Annotated in this window: 7 protein-coding genes; 6 read left to right on the top strand and 1 reads right to left on the bottom strand. The window is 77.2% G+C overall.

Translation table 11 applies throughout. The features are described 5' to 3' along the window. Position 1: 1 nt before the first annotated feature. The 6 genes from C5N14_RS21175 to C5N14_RS21150 all read left to right on the top strand — a co-directional run bounded on the left by C5N14_RS21175 (position 2) and on the right by C5N14_RS21150 (position 16,299). On the top strand, positions 2-4,966 hold the full coding sequence (locus C5N14_RS21175) for a VCBS repeat-containing protein (RefSeq protein ID WP_117669861.1): 4,965 nt from the start codon (positions 2-4) through the stop codon (positions 4,964-4,966). After that, a complete protein-coding gene (locus C5N14_RS21170; protein WP_117669860.1) occupies positions 4,963-9,660 on the top strand; it encodes a hypothetical protein in 4,698 nt (1,565 codons plus the stop codon). The genes C5N14_RS21175 and C5N14_RS21170 overlap by 4 nt, the downstream gene beginning before the upstream one ends. Continuing rightward, entirely contained in the window at positions 9,657-11,591 is a 1,935-nt protein-coding gene (locus tag C5N14_RS21165; protein WP_117669859.1) for a hypothetical protein, read from the top strand. The genes C5N14_RS21170 and C5N14_RS21165 overlap by 4 nt, the downstream gene beginning before the upstream one ends. Before the next feature lie 52 nt (positions 11,592-11,643). After that, positions 11,644-13,521 carry a hypothetical protein gene (locus tag C5N14_RS21160; RefSeq protein ID WP_117669858.1) on the top strand — a complete coding sequence of 626 codons (1,878 nt, stop codon included), beginning with the start codon at positions 11,644-11,646 and terminating at the stop codon, positions 13,519-13,521. Positions 13,522-13,565: 44 nt separating this feature from the next. After that, on the top strand, positions 13,566-14,552 hold the full coding sequence (locus tag C5N14_RS21155) for a peptidoglycan-binding protein (RefSeq protein WP_165878177.1): 987 nt from the start codon (positions 13,566-13,568) through the stop codon (positions 14,550-14,552). Positions 14,553-14,715: 163 nt separating this feature from the next. Beyond that, positions 14,716-16,299 carry a bifunctional NAD(P)/FAD-dependent oxidoreductase/class I SAM-dependent methyltransferase gene (locus C5N14_RS21150; protein WP_117669856.1) on the top strand — a complete coding sequence of 528 codons (1,584 nt, stop codon included), beginning with the start codon at positions 14,716-14,718 and terminating at the stop codon, positions 16,297-16,299. Between the two features lie 65 nt (positions 16,300-16,364). Here C5N14_RS21150 and C5N14_RS21145 read toward each other — a convergent pair whose 3' ends face one another. Then, entirely contained in the window at positions 16,365-17,948 is a 1,584-nt protein-coding gene (locus C5N14_RS21145) for an alpha/beta fold hydrolase (protein ID WP_117669855.1), read from the bottom strand. Positions 17,949-17,972: the final 24 nt, after the last annotated feature.

Here is a 17,972-nt window from a genome sequence, read left to right as displayed (position 1 = left end):
CATGGGTGGCCTCCGCTTCCTGCCCTGGGTACGCGACGGCGTCGCCCGGCTCGTCTCCGAACCCGACCCGCTCGCCGGGCCGCTGCCGGCCGCCCGGCCCGAGGTGGCGCTCTCGGTGACCGCGCGCGGCACCGGCCCCGCCGGGGTCGACCCGGTGGACGTCGTCGGCAGCACCACCGCACTGCTGCACGGACCGGGCGACGTGACCGGCCTCGACGGCCAGCAGGTCATCCGCAGCCACCCCGCGCCGGGCGCGGACAACGTCGACGTGACGCTGTTCGCGGCGGTCGAGTTCGACCGGCCCGACCTGCCCTGGCTGTACACCCCGGCGAAGCCCGACCCGCAGGGCCGGCTGCGTCCCTGGCTGGTGCTCGTCGTCGTGCCCGTGGGTCCGCAGGGCCGGCTGGACACTCTGGCCGGGCAGCCGCTGGCCCGGCTCGGCACCACCGTCGGGCACCTGCCCGACCTCGCCGAGTCCTGGGCCTGGGCGCACGCCCAGGTGCTGGTCGTCACGGAGCACGAGGACGTCGCCGACGTCATCGCCGACGAGCCGCAGCGCACCCTGTCCCGGCTGGTCTGCCCCCGGCGGTTGGGCCCGGACACCGACTACCTGGCCGCCGTCGTGCCGGCCTTCGACGCCGGCGTGCGCGCCGGGCTGGGCCTGCCGGTCGACGACGGCCCGCTGGTGCCGGCCTGGGGCCCCGGCTCCCCGGCGGCCGATCCGCAGGCCCCGATCGTCCTGCCCGTCTACCACCACTGGTCCTTCCGCACCGGCCCGGACGGCGACTTCGAGTCGCTGGCCCGGCGGCTGCGCGGCCGGGCCCTGCCGGCGGACGTCGGCCGGCAGCCGGTGGACATCGGCGCCGCCGGCGGCGGGCTGCCGGACCTGGAGCCCGCCGGTGTGGAGGGCCGCTCCGTGTTGGCCTTCGAGGGCGCGCTCGCCTCGCCCGCGATGACCCCCACCGGCTGGCAGCCGGCCGCCGCCGGGCCCTGGCAGGCCCGGATGAGCGAGCTGCTGGCGCACGTCGAGGACTGGTTCACCCCACCCCTGTACGGCGAGATCCACACCCGGCAGGGGCAGGTGCCGCCGCCGGGGAGCGAGCCGCGGTGGCTGGCCGGGTTGAACCTCGACCCGCGCTACCGCGCGGCGGCGGCGCTGGGCACCCGGGTGATCCAGAAACACCAGGAGGACCTGGCCGCCGCCGCCTGGCAGCGGGCCGCCGAGCTGCGCGAGGTCAACGAGCAACTGCTGCGCGGGCAGGCCGCGCGGGACAGCGCCGCCGCCCTGTTCGCCAAGCGGGTCGACCCGGCCGCGCCGGGGACCGCCCTCGGTGACGACCAGCTCGTCGCGCTGGCCCGGCCCGTGCACGACCTGATCGCGGCCCCGACCGCGACCGGGCTGACCGGTGCCGGCGCCGCCCCGGTCGAGTCGCTGGACGAGCTGCTCGACGGCAACGCCGGCGCCCGGGCGGCCACCAGCGCGCCGTTTCGCCGGTTGGCCCGTCCGCGCGGCCCGCTGGCCCGCCGGCTGCGTCCCGCCGCGCCGTCGTCGGCGGCGTTGCCGCGACTGGCCGGCGGCGCGAGCCCGGTGCCACCGGCCAAGATGCCGGTCGGCGGCGTCGTCTTCGACACCCTGGTCCCGCCCGGGCAGGGCATCGCCCGGCTGACCCGGGCCGCCATCGAGGCGGCCGCCCGGAACCCGTGGTGGCACACCGCCGCCACCCTGGCCCCGGCGGCCTGGGCCCCGGCCGCGGCCGACGATCCGGTCACCACGCTGGCCAGCAACGGTGGCGACCTGCTCGGCCCGGACCGGTTCTTCGTCGCCGCCGCCGACGGCCGGTTGTTCGAACGCCGCCGGCTCGACGGCGCCTGGACCTGGCGGGACCACGGCGCCCCGGCCGGCACCCAGGTCGTCACCTCCGGCGCCACCGTCGCCCCCGACCGGGTGTACGTGCGTACCCGGAACAGCCGGCTCTACGAGCGCCGCTACGACGGCGACCGCTGGGTGTGGACGGACTGCGGCAGCCCACCCGGCGGCACGGCCAGCCGGCCCACCGCCGGCGGCACCGACGTCTTCATGCTCGGCCCGGGCGGTGACCTGTACCGCTTCGGCACCGTGGCCCGGACCTGGGTGTCGCTGGGCCGTCCGCAGCTCGCCACCGGGGAGCGGTTGTGGGGCTCGCCGCGCCCGACCCCGGCCGGCGTGTTCGTGGCCACCTCCGCGCAGCGGCTGTTCGTCCACAACGGCCAGTGGAGCCTGGTCGCCGACGGTCCCGGCCTGCCGCCGCCGATCTGGGGCTCCCCGGCGGCCTACCACGCCATCAGCCATCCCCGGGCCTACGGCTTCGGCTACCTCACCCCGACCGGCGAGCTGGTCACCCGGGTGCCCGGCTGGGGCGGGATCGTCAACCACGGCCGGGTCTCGTTCCACGCGCCGCTGCCGCAGAACCTGCGGATCGTCTCGCTGGGCCAGCAGACCGTGGTCAGCGGCCACGACGAGGAGCCGGAGATGCTCGTCCTGGCCCACCCCGAGGGCGACCCGGCCGACCTGCGGCTGTACGGCCGCTACCAGTGGCGCAACGACGAGACCGGGGTCTACTCCTGGCACTGGGAGGCGATCGGCCGCCCGGCCAACGGGATCGCGGCGCACCGCCCCGGCCCGGTCACCGGTGACGACCGCGACGGCGAGGTCTTCGTCCGGACCGCCGACGGGCGGCTGGCCGCGTACTCCTGGGGCGACCGGGGCAGCGGGTGGGTCGACCACGGCACCCCGGCCGATCCCCGGGGCGCCGGCCCGGACACCGCCCCGGCCCCGGCCCACGTCCGCTTCGCGCCCCGGATCGGCCTGCTCTCCTCGCTGCTGGTGTCGTACACGGTCGACGAGGGGGCCGGCAGCCGGATCCGCTCGCAGGCCGCCCACCACCTGGGCGAGGACGGCGCGCTGCGGGAGAACGGCCTCACCGGCGCGGCGGGCGGACCGTTCACCGGCGGGCCCGCGGTGGCCACCGCGGTCACCGCCGCGCCGTCCACCGGCGGCCGGCCGGCGCAGCTGTACGCGGTGGCGGTCCTGGCCGGCAGCGTGCCCGGCACCCGGCGGCTGGCCTACTGGGTGGGCAGCGGGATCGGCGCCGACGGCGCCGCCACCGGCGGCTGGACCGGCCCGTACGACCTGCCCGACCCGGTCGGCGGGCACGCCGCCGCGGTCGACGTCACCGTCGCCGACCTGGACGGCGACGGGTCACCCGAACTCGTCGTCGGCTACGCCGTCAGCGGCCCCGACGCCGCCGCGAACCGGGTGTACTACCGGGTCGGCTGGGGGCTCGACGAGGCCGGCCGGGTCACCCGGGGCTGGACCGACTCGCTGCCCACCCCGTACACCTTCCGGGCGATCAGCTCGGTCAGCGTCGACGTGGTCGACATGACCGGCGACCAGGTGCCGGACCTGCTGGTCTTCGTGGCCGGCGAGAACACCGCCGGGCAGCGGGTGGCCCGGTACTTCACCGGCCGGGGTGTCAACCGGCGCGGCCGGATCGCCGACACCGGATGGACCAGCCCGCTGCCGGTCGGCGACGAGGCGGAGGTGGCCGCCGGCGTCGCGGCGGGGGCCGCCGTCGTCGACGTCAGCGGCACCCGGCGACCCGACCTGGTGGTGGCGCACCGCTCCCGGCTCGGTGTCCTCACCACCCGGGTCGGCTTCGACCTGGACCCCGCCGGCGTGCCGGTGATCTGGAGCCCGCCGCAGGACATCCCCGGGGCGGCGGACGCGCTCGCCGGGCGCGGGTGCGCGCTGGTCGTCGCCGACCTGCGGGCCGACCTGGTGGCCGCCCGGAGCACGATGGGCGACCGGTTCATGGCCGCCGCCGCGAACCACCAGGACCGGCTGGCCCCCGCCCAGGCGTTGGCCGCCGACCCGAAGCCGCTGCCGGTGCCGCTCGGCCCGGCGGCCGGCGCGGTGCGCGCCACGCTCCGCCCGGAGACCGCGGTCGCCGGCGAGGTGCTGGCCGGCCTGAGCGTCGGCGGTGGACTCCTGGCGGACGCGCTGCCGGACACCGGGGACCCGCTGCGCCGGCTGCTCGCCGGGATCACCTTCGACGTGCCCAGCTACGAGCTGCTGCGCGGGCTGTCCCAGGAGCACGTGGTGCCGAACCTGCCGGCGGTGGCGCCGGAGACGATGACCGCGCTGGCCGCCAACCCCCGGTTCATCGAGGCGTTCCTGGTCGGGCTCAACCACGAGATGAGCCGGGAGATGCTGTGGCGGGGCTTCCCCGCCGATCCCCGGCAGACCTGGTTCCGGCAGTTCTGGGACGTCCGCGGCGCGGTGTCGGCCGGCGCGCCGCTGACCGACATACCACCGTTGACCGACGGGGCCTGGCTCACCGGCCCGCTCGGCAGCCACCTGACCGCCGTCGGTGCCCCCGGCGAGCAGTCCCTGGTCCTGGTCGTCCGGGGCGAGGTGCTGCGCCGCTTCCCGTCCACGGTGGTCACCATGCGTCGGGCCCGGTGGACCGGGCCGCAGCGGCGGGAACCGACCGGGCTGGACCTGCCGCCGATCTTCAACGCCTGGCTCTCCCCGGACCTGCTGCTGTTCGGCTTCCCGTACACCGCCGACGAGGCCCGCGGCGCGCCCGACCAGGACCACGGCGACCCCGGCTACTTCTTCGTCCTGCGGGAACAGCCCACCGCGCCCCGGTTCGGCCTGGACGTCGAGCCGGACGACTGGCCGGAGTCGGACCCGCCCGACACCCCCGCCTGGGCCGGCGAGCACTGGGACGACCTGCACTGGGGCCACCTGCCCGCCGGGGCGGGGTTCCTCTCCCCGTACGCGCCGGGCTTCCCGGCCACGGCGGTGGACGGCGCGGTGTTCGGCCGCAACGCCGCCGACATGGCCCGGGTGGCGCTGCAACGGCCCGTCCTGCTCGCCCGCCATGCCAGTGACCTGCTGCTCACGCCGGAGACCCAACCATGACCGTCACCCCCCGCCGCTCCGCCGGCACCACCCCCGTCGCCCCGGCCGCCCCGCCGCCGCTGTCCGACGCGCTCACCGGCACCCCGTGGACGCTGTCCACCGGGTACCCGGTGGCGCTGCTGCCGGTCCGGCTGGAGACCCGGTTCGCCGGTGCCACCCTGCGGATCAGGGTCTATCCCGACCAGATTCACATCGACGGCCATGAGCCCCGGCTGACCGACGACGAGGTGGCGGCCGGCCGGGCGTACTGGCTCGGCCCGACCGCCGACGGCGACCCGGCGTCGACCGGCGCCGCCGGCCCGGCCGACGGTCCGCTGCGGGCGCCGCCCGACGCCGAGGCCTGGACCGAGCTGGTCCGGCGGTTCGGGGCGACCCGGGCCGGCTGGATCGCCCGGGTGATGGAGCCCGACCCCGCGACCGGCGAGCTGCCCGACCCGCTGCGCCGGCCGGCGCCGTGGTGCGAACCGGCCCGGGTCCGGCTGCTGCCGACCCGCTGGTACGCGGTGGGCCGCACCACCGGCAACACGCTGTTCACCGGCGTCTCCGGGCCGGTCACCCGCGACCTGGCCGCCGGGCCGGCCCCGGTGCCGCCCGGCGCCCCGGTGACCGGGACCCCGATCGGGGCGGGCGCCGCCGAGTCGCCCCCGGTCGACGAGGGCATGCGCTGGATGGTCGACTACCCGGCCGCGGTGGCCGCCGGGATGGCCTTCGCCGTCGACGTGCCCACCGACAGCGCCGGCCGGCCCCAACCGGTGGACCGCCTGCTGGTCTTCGGCGTCGACGCCGACACCGCGCCGGACGTCTCCGCGGCGCGGCTGAGCCGGCTGCTGGAGGCCCACGCCGCCACCGACGGGCTGGCCTTCCTGCCGCCGGGCACCCCGACCAACAACACCGAGACGGTCACCGTGGCCGAGCGTCCCCCGGTCGCCCCGGTCACCGGCACGGACGCGGTGCCCGGCGGGACCGGGCCGCAGGTCGAGAACGCCGCCGCCCTGGCCGGCCGGGCCCTGGCCGTACCGCTCAGCGCCGCACCGGCCGGATCGACCCCGGCTTCGCTCGCCCCACCCCAGCCGGACGCCGAGGACCTGGCGGCCGTCCGCCGCCGGCCGGTCCGCGCCGCCGCGCCCACCGCGCTGGCCCGCGCCGCCGCCGCCGACCGGGACGAACGCCGGCTGGCCCGGCTGGTCCGCCGGGCCCTCTGGCCGGCCGGGCCGGGCAGCATGCTGCGGCACCTGCTGCCGGTGGCCACCCCGGCCGAACAGCGGAAGCTGCGTGCCCACTTCGTCGAGCACCTGCACCCGGAGGGGCCGTTGCCCACCCTGCGGATCGGCGCGCAGCCCTACGGACTGCTGCCGGTCGCGGCGCTGCGCGGCTGGCAGCCGACCAGCCCCGCCGAGGCACGGGCGGTCACCGTGCTGCGCAACCTCTGGCAGCAGGTCTGGCTGGCCGCCCCGGCACCCCGGATCCGGCCCGGGCTGGCCGACCCCGAGCAGACCATGGTGGAGATCCTGGCCACCGACGCCCGGGCGCTGGAGGTCCGCGCCCGCAGCATGCTCGGCAACGAGTACGTGAGCTGGCTGTGGCGGTTCGCCCGGCTGGACCTCGGCCCGGGTTGGCGGCAACAGGTCGTCGAACCCGGCCGGGCGCTGCTGGCCGCGCTCGGCCTGGGCGGCCCGGTCGACCCCCGGTTGTCCCTGGCGGTCTTCGCCAAGGACGCCTTCGCGCTGGGCACCCCGCTGGTGGCCGCATCCGGCCCGGACCGCGCCGAACGGATCCGCGCCTACCTCGACGCGCTCGCCGCCGTGGGCCTGCGCGGCGACCAGATCCCGGCCGCGCCCGCCTCGGCGGGGCCGGTGCCGCTGTTCCACCGGCTGCTGCGGGCGGCGCTGATCGCCGAACACTCGGCCGCCGCCGACCTGCTCGCCGAGGCCGCCGGGCTGCCGGCCGCCGCCGAGATCCCCGAGCCGGAACTGGTCGACATCCGACCGGGCGAGGTCACCCCGACGCTGCGCCGGCGGCTGGCGGTCACCGTGCCCGGCACCGGCGGTCGCAGCGTGGGCGAGTACCTCGCCGCCGCGGCCGGGGACGACGACACCCGGCACCGGCTGGCCACCGCCGACCTGCGCGAACTGCGCGACGCGCTGGCCGACCTGGCGACCGGGCTGACCCCCGCCGAGAACGGCCCGGCCGCCCTCGACCCGGCCGACCTGGACCGGTACGTCGCCGGGACCCTCGGGCTCACCGCACACCGGCTGGACGCCTGGATCACCTCGCTGGCCAGCACCCGGCTGGACCGGCTGGCCGCCACCCGGCCGGCCGGGACGCCCGACGGGGTGCACGTCGGCGCGTACGGCTGGCTCACCGACCTGCGCCCGGCGCCGCCGCCCGCGCTGGTCGACCGGCCCGCGCACGTGCCGGACAACGCCGCGCCGGCGCAGCTCGTGGCGGCCCCGGCCGGCGCCGGCCACGTGCACGCCCCGTCCCCGGCGCAGGCGGTCACCGCCGCGGTGCTGCGCAGCCCGTGGCGCTCGCACGGCGGCGGCGACGACAACCCGGTGGCGGTCGATCTCTCTTCGCGCCGGGTCCGGCTGGCCGGGCAACTCCTCGCCGGCATGCGCGACGGGCAGGCGCTGGGCGAACTGCTCGGCTACCGCTTCGAGCGGGGCCTGCACGATCACCCGGGCGGCCCGCTCGACCAGTACGTCCCGCTGTTCCGCCGGCTGGCCCCGGTCCGCGCGCACCGGGTCGACCCGACCCCCGGGGACGGCCCGCCGGACATCGTCGGCGCCGTCGCCTCCACCGCCGTCGCCGACGGGTTGGAGCTGCACCGGCTGCACCGGGCCGGCGCGCTCGCCGCCGAGCTGGCGAAGCTGCCCGGCAGCGCCCGGATCGCCGTCGGCGAGGTGCTCGCCGAGCTGGCCGACCACGCCGACGCGGTGGCCGACGCCCTGCTCGCCGAGGGCGTGCACCAGCTCGCCGTGGGCGACATGGACCGTGCCGCCGCGGCGGTGGACGTCGCCTCCGGCGCGGCCGGCAGCCCGCCCGAGCTGCACTTCACCCGCACCCCGGCCAGCGGGGTGAGCGTCACCCACCGGGTCGCCGTGCTGTTCAACCTCGACGCCCGGTTCGCCGACCGGCGGGTGGACTGGCCGGCCGGCCGCGCCGAGCAGCCCCGGATCATCGGCGCCGCGGTCGACGCGCTGACCGCCGCGCTGCTGCCGCCGGCCAACCGGGTGTGCTGGCGGATGCGCTGGCACGCGCCGGACGGCGTCGTCGTCACCGACCACGTCGAGGGCAGCCTGGACCGCCTCCAGGCGGCGGCGGTGGACCACCTCGCCGCGCCGCCGCACCCGGGGGCCCCGGCCGGCACCGACCTGGACCGACGCATCGAACTGGTCGCCTGGAGCCGTCTCGCGCCGCCCCAGGTGACCCCCGACTGGCGGCTGGAGCTGGACTACGACCGGGCACCCGGCTGGCCGGCCTCCCGGGTCAGCCTGGCGGAGTTCCTCGCCGCGGTCGCGGCGCTGCGCGACCTGTTCGGCCGGGGGCGGCAACTGCTCGCCGCCGACCTCGGCACCGACTCCGACGCGCCGGCGCAGGTCGACGACGCGACCCGGAACGAGGCCACCGAGCTGTGGCAGCTCGCCCGCGACACCGCCGCGGGGCTGCGCGCCGCCGGCAGCCCGGACGACCCGGGATGGGACGAGGCCACCGTGCGTGCCCTGCTGCGCACGGCCGCCGGCTTCGGGATCGTCGGGGTGCTCCCGTCGCCGCCGGGGACCGGGGCCGCCGCCACCGCCGCAGAGGCCGCCCGGTCCGCCGGGGACGAGCTGGCCCGCCGGGTCGCCGCGCACTGCCGGCTGGTGGCCGGCGCACGCGGACGCCCCCCGTGCCCGCTGGACGGCTGTGTCTGCGTGCCGGCGACCGACTTCGACGACCCGACCGCGCCGCCGACGGACCGACGTGAGCTGCACGTCGCCCGGGTCCGGGCCCTGCTCGGCGCCGACATGCCGGTGCTGTCGGCCAGCCGGGTCCCCGACCCGGTCGCGCTGACCACCGCGCTCGCCGCCAGCGACGCACTCCAGGGCGGCTCGCCCCACCCGGTACGGCGCTGGCTGGCCCGCTACGGCCGGGTCCGCCCGGCCGTCGGCCGGCTGCAGGAGGTGCTGACCTACGCCGACGCGCTCGGCGCGGGCGGGACGGTGCGGGTGCCGGCGCGGGTCCGGGTCGCCCAGCTGCCGTACCAGGCCGGTGACCGGTGGGTCGGTGAGGCCGCGCCGCGGCCGGACAGCCAGCCGACCTCGCTGGTCCTGGTCAGCCTCGGCGACCTCGACCCGACCCGGCCGGTGCACGGCCTGCTCGTCGACGAGTGGACCGAGGTGGTGCCGGCGGCCACGACGCGGACCGGACTGACCTTCGAGTACGACGCGCCGGCCGGGGCCGCTGCCCAGGCGGTGCTGCTGGCGGTCAGCGCCGACGGCGCCGCGACCTGGCAGCCGGCGGGGCTCGCCCAGGCCGTCGAGGAGACCCTCGACCTGGCCGTCGCCCGGGTCACCGACCTCGACTCGCTCGGTGCCGGCGGGCAGTTCCTGCCCGCCTTCTACCTGCCGACCAACGTCGCCGAGGCGGCGACCACCACCGACTTCGTACCGGACGCGGCGCCTGCCGCGCCGGGTGAGCAGGAGGGCAGATGAGCCACCTCGGGCACGACAACCTGGTGGCGCCGGGCGCCGGGCAGCCAGCCGGCGGCCCGGACGCGGCGCAGGATCCGCCGGGGTCGGTGACCACCTGGACCCGGTTGGAGCCGCGTACCCGGCGCGCCGACCTGAGCCCGGCGCTGGAGGCGCGTACCGCCGACCCGCTGTGGCTGCTCGCCCGGCAGTGGCAGCTCGGCGAGTTCACCGGCGAGGACGCCGGCTCGCCGGTGGTGGCCCGGGTGCACGCCGAGGTGACCCCGTTCACCCGGTACCGCCCGGGAGCCGCCTCGGGCAGCACCATCGGGCTGCCCGCCGACATCCCGCTGGAGGCGCTCGTCGAGCGGGAGGGCGCGGCCACCGCCGACGACCTGCGCCTCTCGGCGGAGACCGGCCAGCAGTTCCTGCGGCTGCTGGCCGAGGCCGGCGCCGGCGAGCTGGGCCCGGCGGTCGCGGCCCGCTACCCGATCCCCGCGGTGCCCCCGGACGCCCCGTCGGCGGCCGATGCGGGCACGCTCGGTTACCTGCGGGTGGTCGCCGGCCGGGTGCCGCACGGCGACCTGCTGCTGCGCGCCTGCGCGGCCGGGACGGTCGACGCCGACCTGCCGGTGCCGCCGGCGCTGGCCGGCGCGCTGCACACCGCGATCACCGGCTGGCTGGCCTGGCTCGGGGTGCCGCCCCGCCCGCCCGGCCCGCCCGGGGGGTACCTGCTACAGCTACCGGCGGTCATCGCGCCGGGGGTCGACCCCCGGCCGGCGACCCCACCGTGGCCACCGGCCGACTTCCACCCGCTGATCAGCGTGGCCGGGCTGGAGGGCACCGCCTGGCAGCGGGAGCGGATGGAGTACGAGTTCGCCGTCGGTGCCGCCGGATCGGCCGGTGAGCTGGTGCTCACCGCCCGGGAGTACGACGGTGACCGGCTGGACTGGTACCACTTCGACCACGCGCCGGCGGACACCCTGCAGGCGCAGCCGGCCAGCCAGGAACTGGTCCGGATCACCCTGCCCACCCCGGTCGGCTACGCCGGGATGCCGGCCACCCGGTTCTGGGAGATGGAGGACTCCCGGATCAACCTGGGCCAGGTCGGGGCGGGCGCTGGCGACCTGGCCCGGATGTTCCTGCTCGAATACGGCCTGGTCTACGCCAACGACCACTTCATCGTCCCGCTGGAGCTGCCGGTCGGCTCGGCCACCCGGATCCGGTCGCTGATCGTCACGGACACGTTCGGCACCCGGACCCTGGTGCCGCCCGCCCCCGGTGGGCGGGGCTGGGCGCTGTTCCGGCCGTCCGGCGCCGTCACCGACGGGCCCGCCGACGTGCTCGTCCTGCCCGCGACGGCCGCGGCCACCCTGGACTCCGAGCCGGTCGAGGAGGTCCGGTTCGGCCGGGACGAGATGGCGAACCTGGCCTGGGCGATCGAGCGTACGGTGACCGGCGCGACCGGCCGGGCGATCGACCGGAGCGCGCAGGTCGCCCGGTCCGCCGTACCGGCCCGCCCGCCGGTGCCCGACCCGCCGCCGGTCGACCCGGCGACCGGCCGGCCGATGGTCGTGCCCGAGCTGTCCTACGCCTTCGCCACCACCGTGCCGGAGAACTGGGTGCCGCTCGTGCCCACCCCGCTGGCCGGCGACCCGACCGCGGTGCGGCTGCGGCGGGTGCCGATCCAGCAGCCGACCCGCGACGGGCCGCCGGCCCCGGTGCTCGGGCACAGCCGGGTGCTCGACTGGCGGCCCGGCCCCGGCGGTGCCGGGGTGGTCGAACTGGCCGTCCCCGAGGAGGAGATCGGCCGCGCCGGGGCCCGGGTGCTGCGCCGGTGGCAGTTGGCCCGTGGCGTGGACGGTTCGGTGCACCTGTGGCTCGGCCGCTCCCGGCACCCCACCGGCGGCGACGTCTCCAGCGGCCTGCGCTACGACGCCGTGGAGCCCCGATGAGCCCTGCCGCCCCGTCCGTATCCACCGATTACGAAACCGCGCGGAGAAACCGATGACGATCAACTGGAAGAACGACGTGCCGCTGCCGATGGCCCGGCCCCGGTACTACGACCACCAGTACCTGCGCGCCGCCGACCTGGCCCAGGCGGTGGACTACCTGCTGTCCCGCCAGCACCTCACCGCCCGGCTGCGGCAGCCGGTCGGCGTGGTCAGCGGGCTGGAGCTCAGCGCGACCGGGGGCGACGTCACGGTCGCCGAGGGCGCGGCCGTCGACGCCGACGGGCTGCTCGTCGTGGTGCCGGCGATCCGCCGGGTGAGCCCGCCCGGCGACGGCACGTTCCACGTCACCCTGCGCTACTCCGAGACGCTGACCGACCGGCGCGACGAGGGCGGGGTGGCCGCCGAGACCCGGTGGACCGAGGAGGGCCGGGTGGAGCTGACCACCGCCCCGCCGGCCGACCCGGGGCGCGCGATCGTGCTCGGCCGGGTGGTCCGCAGCCAGGGCGTGGTGACCGTGCAGACCACCGGTCGGCTGGTCGCCGGCCTGCGGGTGCCGGTCGGGGCGATCGTGCCGTCCGTCGGCGACTCGCCGCTGGCCGGGATCCAGTTCCCAAGCAACCCGGGGGGCGGGGTCGGCGACGAGGCGTTCATCCGCTACTGGGCGGCGGCCGGCGAGAACACCGTCCTGCGGATCGGCAACAACAACGACCCCGACGACGCGATCACCTTCCACCAGGCCGGCGCGGACCGGCTGCGGATCAGCCAGAGCATGCTGCACCTGGGCAGCCTCGACGGCACCGTCGTGCAGGCCGACCAGGTGGTCGCCGGCCTGGGCTTCTGGGGGCCCGGCGTCCAGCACGGGCAGCTCTCCTTCCGGGCCGGCCGCGGCTTCGAACTGGTCGACCGCAGCAGCGACACCCCCTCGTTGGGCTACCCGCTGCACAGCCGCCCGTACGCGGACCTGGAGGTGCAGGAGCTGCGGGCCGCCCGGTTACGCGGACGCGGCGGGCTGACCCTGGTCAGCGACGGCCAGGTGGCGATCAGGGCCGGCGCCGGTCTGACCGTGGTCAAGGAGACCGGCGCCAGCGGGAACCTGACCGTGCAGGGGGCGCTCGGGGTGGGCGGGACCGTCAACCTCCCCGCCTCGGGCTATCTCGCCGGCGCCGGCCGGCTGCACCTGAGCGGCCCGGAGCGGCTGTACCTGCTCAACACCCAGGGCGTGTACGTCGGGCACGGCGGCAGCTCCGAGCCGGACGCGGGCTGCCTGTGGGTGGAGAAGCGGGGCCTGTTCGGCGGTGACCTACAGGTCAACGGCCGGCTCGGGGTGAAGACGAGCCCGAACTCGATTCCCGACTGGAGCGGCGGGGGCATCAGCACCTTCGACCTGTTCGTCTCCGGGGCGATGTACGCCGGGCCGGCCGGCGGCCCGTACCCGATCTCGTTGGAGGCCGCCTCCGGCAAGATCGTCGGCCGGACCAAGCAGTTCGTCATCGACCACCCGCTCGACGACCCGGCCGATCCGGACCGCCGGCTGCTGGTGCACGCCGCGTTGGAGGGCCCCGAGAACGGCGTCTACTACCGGGGCGAGGGGCGGCTCGTCGACGGGACCGCCACCGTCGACCTGCCCGAGTACTTCGAGGCGCTGACCCGGCTGGAGGGCCGCACCGTCCAGCTCACCCCGGTCTTCGGCGACGACGAGCCGGTGTCGCCGCTGGCGGCGTCCCGGGTCGCCGCCGGCGAGTTCCGGGTCCGCACCGTCGACGGCTCTAAGGCGTCGCACGCCTTCTACTGGCAGGTCTCGGCGATCCGCGCGGACCTCGACCCGTTGGTGACCGAGGTGCCCGCCGCCGCGCCGCACACCGTCCGGCCGGCCCCGGCCGGCACCGATCCGACGCCCGACCCGGCGCCGGCGACCCCCACCGCCGCGTGACAACCCCACCGGCGATCAGCAGAGAGGAGCACGAGGTGGACGCGGTGACCGATCAGGTCGACGTCGACCGGACCCCGGAGGACGACGATCCGGGCAGCCGGATCGGGGAGGCGGTCGAGTACGACCTCTTCGCCGCCGAGGAGGAGCCGTCGCCGGAGCCACCCGGGCTCGTGGCGTACCACCTGGCGCCGACGCTGCGGCTGCTGCGCGACGAGATCGACCGGCGCTGGCCGCACCGGGACCGCGCCTCGGACGGCTGGATCGGTGACGCCGCCCACCAGGCCGGCACCTCCGACCACAACCCGGACGCGGACGACCGCTCGGTCAACGCGCTCGACGTCGACCGGGACGGCATCGACCCGTCGCTGGTGATCCGCAAGTGCATCGCGCACCCGTCCACCCAGTACGTGATCTTCGACCGGACGATCTGGAGCCGGACCCGGGGGTTCGCCCCGGCCCGGTACACCGGCAGCAACCCGCACGACAAGCACCTGCACGTCAGCGTCAGCCACACCCCGTCGGCGGAGCGGAGCGACCGGAGCTGGGGGATCGTCACCGCGCCGGTGCCGAAGCTCGGTGACCGGGTGCTGCGGCGCGGCAGCCGGGGCAGCGACGTGCGCGAGTTGCAGACCGTCGCCAACCGGCTGGGCGCCAGGCTGGCCGTCGACGGTGACTTCGGGGCCGCCACCGAGGCGTGGGTGCGTACCTTCCAGCAGACCCGGAAACTGGCGGTGGACGGCGTCGTGGGGCCGTGGACGGTCGCCGCCCTGCGCGCGGCGACCACGCCGCCCGCGCCGACGCCGCCCGGGCGGGCGCCCGGCTCGCGTACCCTGCGCCGGGGGACGAGCGGCGCCGACGTGGCCTTCGTCCAGCGGTTCGTGGGGGAGCGGCGGTGCGGCCGGGCGACCGGCGCCTTCGACGCGCGGACGGAGGCCGGGGTGCGCTGGTACCAGGGGATGCGCGGGGTCACGGTCGACGGGGTCGTCGGCCCGCAGACCTGGCGGCAGATGCAGGTCAAGGTCAGCTACTGACCCTCGGGCGGGTACGGCGGTCACCCGGGACCGCCGTACCCGTTTGCCGTTGCCACCGAACGGTCACTTCGCCGCGGTCTCGTCGTTTGCCAGAATGGCAACTTTATTTGTCGGTTCGGCGGGGTGCGCGGGATGGTTGGTCCTGACGAGCGGAGGGACAGACATGGTGGACGGGACGTACGACGTGGTGGTGGTCGGTGGCGGCGCCGCCGGGCTGAGCGGGGCGTTGACGCTGGCGCGGGCGCGGCGGTCGGTGCTGGTGGTGGACGCCGGGCAGCCGCGCAACGCGCCGGCCGGGCACGTGCACAACTACCTGGCCCGGGAGGGCACGCCGCCGGCCGACCTGGTGACGGCCGGGCGGGCCGACGTGACCCGGTACGGCGGCGAGGTCGTCGCCGGGCGGGTCGAGGCCGCGTCGCGGGAGGGTGACGGCTTCGTCGTGACGCTGGACGGCGGGCGTGGCGTGCGGGCGCGGCGGCTGCTGGTGACGACCGGGCTCGTCGACGAGCTGCCCGACGTGCCGGGGATGACCGAGCGGTGGGGGCGTGACGTGCTGCACTGCCCGTACTGCCACGGGTGGGAGGTCCGGGACCGGCGCATCGGCGTCCTGGCCACCGGGCCGACGGCCGTGCACCAGGCCGACCTGTGGCGGCAGTGGAGCCCGCACGTGCTGCTGTTGCTGCACGGCACGGCGCTCGGCGCGGAGGAGACCGAGCGGCTCGCGGCGCGCGGGATCACCGTCGTGGCCGGCCCGGTCGCGGCGCTCGAGGTGGCCGGCGACACGCTGACCGGGGTACGGCTGGCCTCGGGCGAGGTCGTCGCGCTGGACGCGGTGGTCGTCGCGCCGCGGTTCACCGCCCGCGCCGGGGTGCTGGAGTCGCTGGGGATCAAGCCGGTCGAGGTGGAGTTCGGTGGGCAGGTGATCGGCAGCCAGGTCTCCGCCGACCCGACCGGGGCCACCGCCGTGCCCGGCGTGTGGGTGGCGGGCAACGTGGCCGACGTACGCGCCCAGGTGATCACGGCCGCCGCGGCGGGCCTGGCCGCCGGCGCGGCGATCAACGCCGACCTCGTCGCCGAGGAGAGCCGTGCCGCCGTGGCCGACTACCGGCACCAGGTGCGCACGATGTTCGAGGAGGCCGCCTGGGAGGAGCGTTACCGCGCCCGAGCGGCGGTGTGGAGCGGACGCCCGAACCCCCAGCTCGTCGCGGACGCCACCGAGCTGCCCCCGGGCCGGGCGCTCGACGTCGGCTGCGGTGAGGGCGCCGATGCTGTCTGGCTGGCGGAACGGGGCTGGCGGGTAACGGCGGTCGACATCTCCAGCACCGCCCTGGAGCGGGCCGCCGCGCACGCCGCGGCCACTGGTCCGCAGGTCGCCGGCCGCATCGAGTGGACGCGCGCGGACCTGCGCGTCCAGCCGCCCGCCGAGGGCGCGTACGACCTGGTGTCGTCGCAGTTCATGCACCTGCCGGGCGAGGCGCGCCGGGAGCTGTTCGCCCGGCTGGCCGCCGCGGTGGCCCCCGGGGGCACCCTGCTGATCGTCGGGCACCACCCGCTCGACCTGCGCACCACCGCCCGCCGGATGCACTTCCCGGAGATGATGTTCACCGGCGAGGAGGTCGCGGCCTCGCTCGACCCCACCACGTGGCAGGTGCTGGCCGTCGAGGCCCGGCCACGCGCCGTGGTCGACCCCGAGGGACGCGACATCACCATCCACGACGCCGTCCTGGTCGCGCGCCGCCGAGCCTGACCGGCCCCGGCACTGTTCGCCACCGGGGCCGGGAGTCGGCAGCTCGTGACTCCGGTCGGCGCCCGCTACCCGCGGGGACCGACCGGAGGGCGGGTACAGCCGAGGTCGGCGGCCGGCAGTACCCCGTCGGCGAGGTAGGCGTTGACGGCCCGGTCCACGCACCCGTCGGCGTAGTTGCCGTACACGCCGTGGATGCGGGCGTCGTGCAGGGTGAGCAGCCGGGAGCCGGTCAGCGCCCGGTGCATGGCCTGGCCGTGCCGGTAGAGCGTCCGGGTGTCCCCGGTGGACTGCACGATCAGGGCCGGCACGTCGTTGCGTACCACGGTGGGTCGCTCCCGGGGCGGCTCCGGCCAGAAGGCGCACGGGCTGATCGCCCTGGTCAACTCGCCGAACCGGGGTTCACTCGCCCGGTACTCGTGGATCTCCCGCCAGTACTGCTCGGGATCGCGGGGCACCGGCACGTCCCCGCAGAGGATGGCGGCCTGCACGCTGCCGGTCGCCGACTGCGCGCCGGTCAGCGCGAACGCCAGGGTGTCCGCCAGCGACGCCGTGGGCGCCGCCCCGCCCGACGTCGCCGCGTCGCGGAGCACCCGCACCGTCTCGGCGAGGTCGGCGTGCGTCTCGTCCCGGTCGTCGCTGAGCCGGTTGAACAGCAGGAACGGCAGTACCTGCGCGTCGACCCGGTAGTCGCCGACCCGCAGCGGGCTCCGGGCCGCGGCGGCGCGGATCCGGTCCACGGTGGCCAGCACCCGGGGGCCGGTGTTGCCCAGGCGGTACCGGTCGTGGTGCCGGGCCGCCCAGTCGGCCCAGTCGCGCAGCGCGGCCTCGTTGGCGGGCCCGGTCTCCCGCAGCACCCGCGCCCCGTACGTGGCGGGGTCGACCGCGCTGTCCAGGACGACCCGGTCGGCGCGGTCCGGGAACAGCTGGGTGTAGACCGCGCCGAGGTAGGTGCCGTAGGAGTAGCCGAGGTACGACAGCTTCGGCTCGCCGAGGACGGCCCGGAGCAGGTCCATGTCGCGGGCGGTGTTCCGGGTGGTGACATGGGGCAGCAGCGTGGCGTTGCGGCGGGCACACCGGGCCGCCAGGTCTTGTTCGAACGCGGTCAGCCGGTCGAACCCGGCGCGGTCCGGCCCCGCCGAGCGGGTCCAGGTGCCGCTGGGCCAGCCACAGTCCAGCGGGGTGCTGCGGCCGACGAACCGGGGGTCCAGCCCGACCAGGTCGAACCTCGCCCCGACGTCGCCCATCCACTGGCGTACCGGCAGCACGTCGGACATCCCGGGCGCCCCGGGGCCGCCGGTGTTGAGCAGCAGGACCCCGATCCGGCGGGCCGGGTCGGTGGCCGCCAGCCGGGACAGCGCCACGGTGATCCGGCGACCGTCCGGGCGGGCGTAGTCCAGCGGCACGGTGAGCTCGGTGCAGGCGGCGCCGGCCCGGTCCAGCTCGGCGCCGGCCTGGTCGGCCGAATCCCGCTGGCAGCCGTGCCAGTCCAGCCGCTGTCGCTGGTAGCCGGCCAGGTCGGCGGTGCCGGCCGGCTCGCCGGCGCGCACCGGCGGGTCGGCGGTGCCGGTGAGCCCGACGGCGGCGAGCCCCGCGACGGTGAGCCCGGCCACCGCCCGCGCCCTGCCGGTGGTCCGTTCGTTCCAGGTCATCGGTTCGTCTCCTCGGTCGTCGTC

It is taken from the genome of Micromonospora sp. MW-13 (genome assembly GCF_003434305.1).
In the GTDB taxonomy this organism is placed as follows: Bacteria; Actinomycetota; Actinomycetes; order Mycobacteriales; family Micromonosporaceae; genus Micromonospora.
The sequence above is the reverse complement of the archived record's forward strand: the minus strand, read 5'-3'. Positions and strand labels throughout refer to the sequence as shown.

Excerpts from the sequence above, each read along its gene's own strand:
- C5N14_RS21175 (WP_117669861.1), top strand. The coding sequence starts at position 2 with ATGGGTGGCCTCCGCTTCCTGCCCTGGGTACGCGACGGCGTCGCCCGG.
- C5N14_RS21170 (WP_117669860.1), top strand. The coding sequence starts at position 4,963 with ATGACCGTCACCCCCCGCCGCTCCGCCGGCACCACCCCCGTCGCCCCG.
- C5N14_RS21165 (WP_117669859.1), top strand. The coding sequence starts at position 9,657 with ATGAGCCACCTCGGGCACGACAACCTGGTGGCGCCGGGCGCCGGGCAG.
- C5N14_RS21160 (WP_117669858.1), top strand. The coding sequence starts at position 11,644 with ATGACGATCAACTGGAAGAACGACGTGCCGCTGCCGATGGCCCGGCCC.
- C5N14_RS21150 (WP_117669856.1), top strand. The coding sequence starts at position 14,716 with ATGGTGGACGGGACGTACGACGTGGTGGTGGTCGGTGGCGGCGCCGCC.
- C5N14_RS21145 (WP_117669855.1), bottom strand. The coding sequence starts at position 17,948 with ATGACCTGGAACGAACGGACCACCGGCAGGGCGCGGGCGGTGGCCGGG.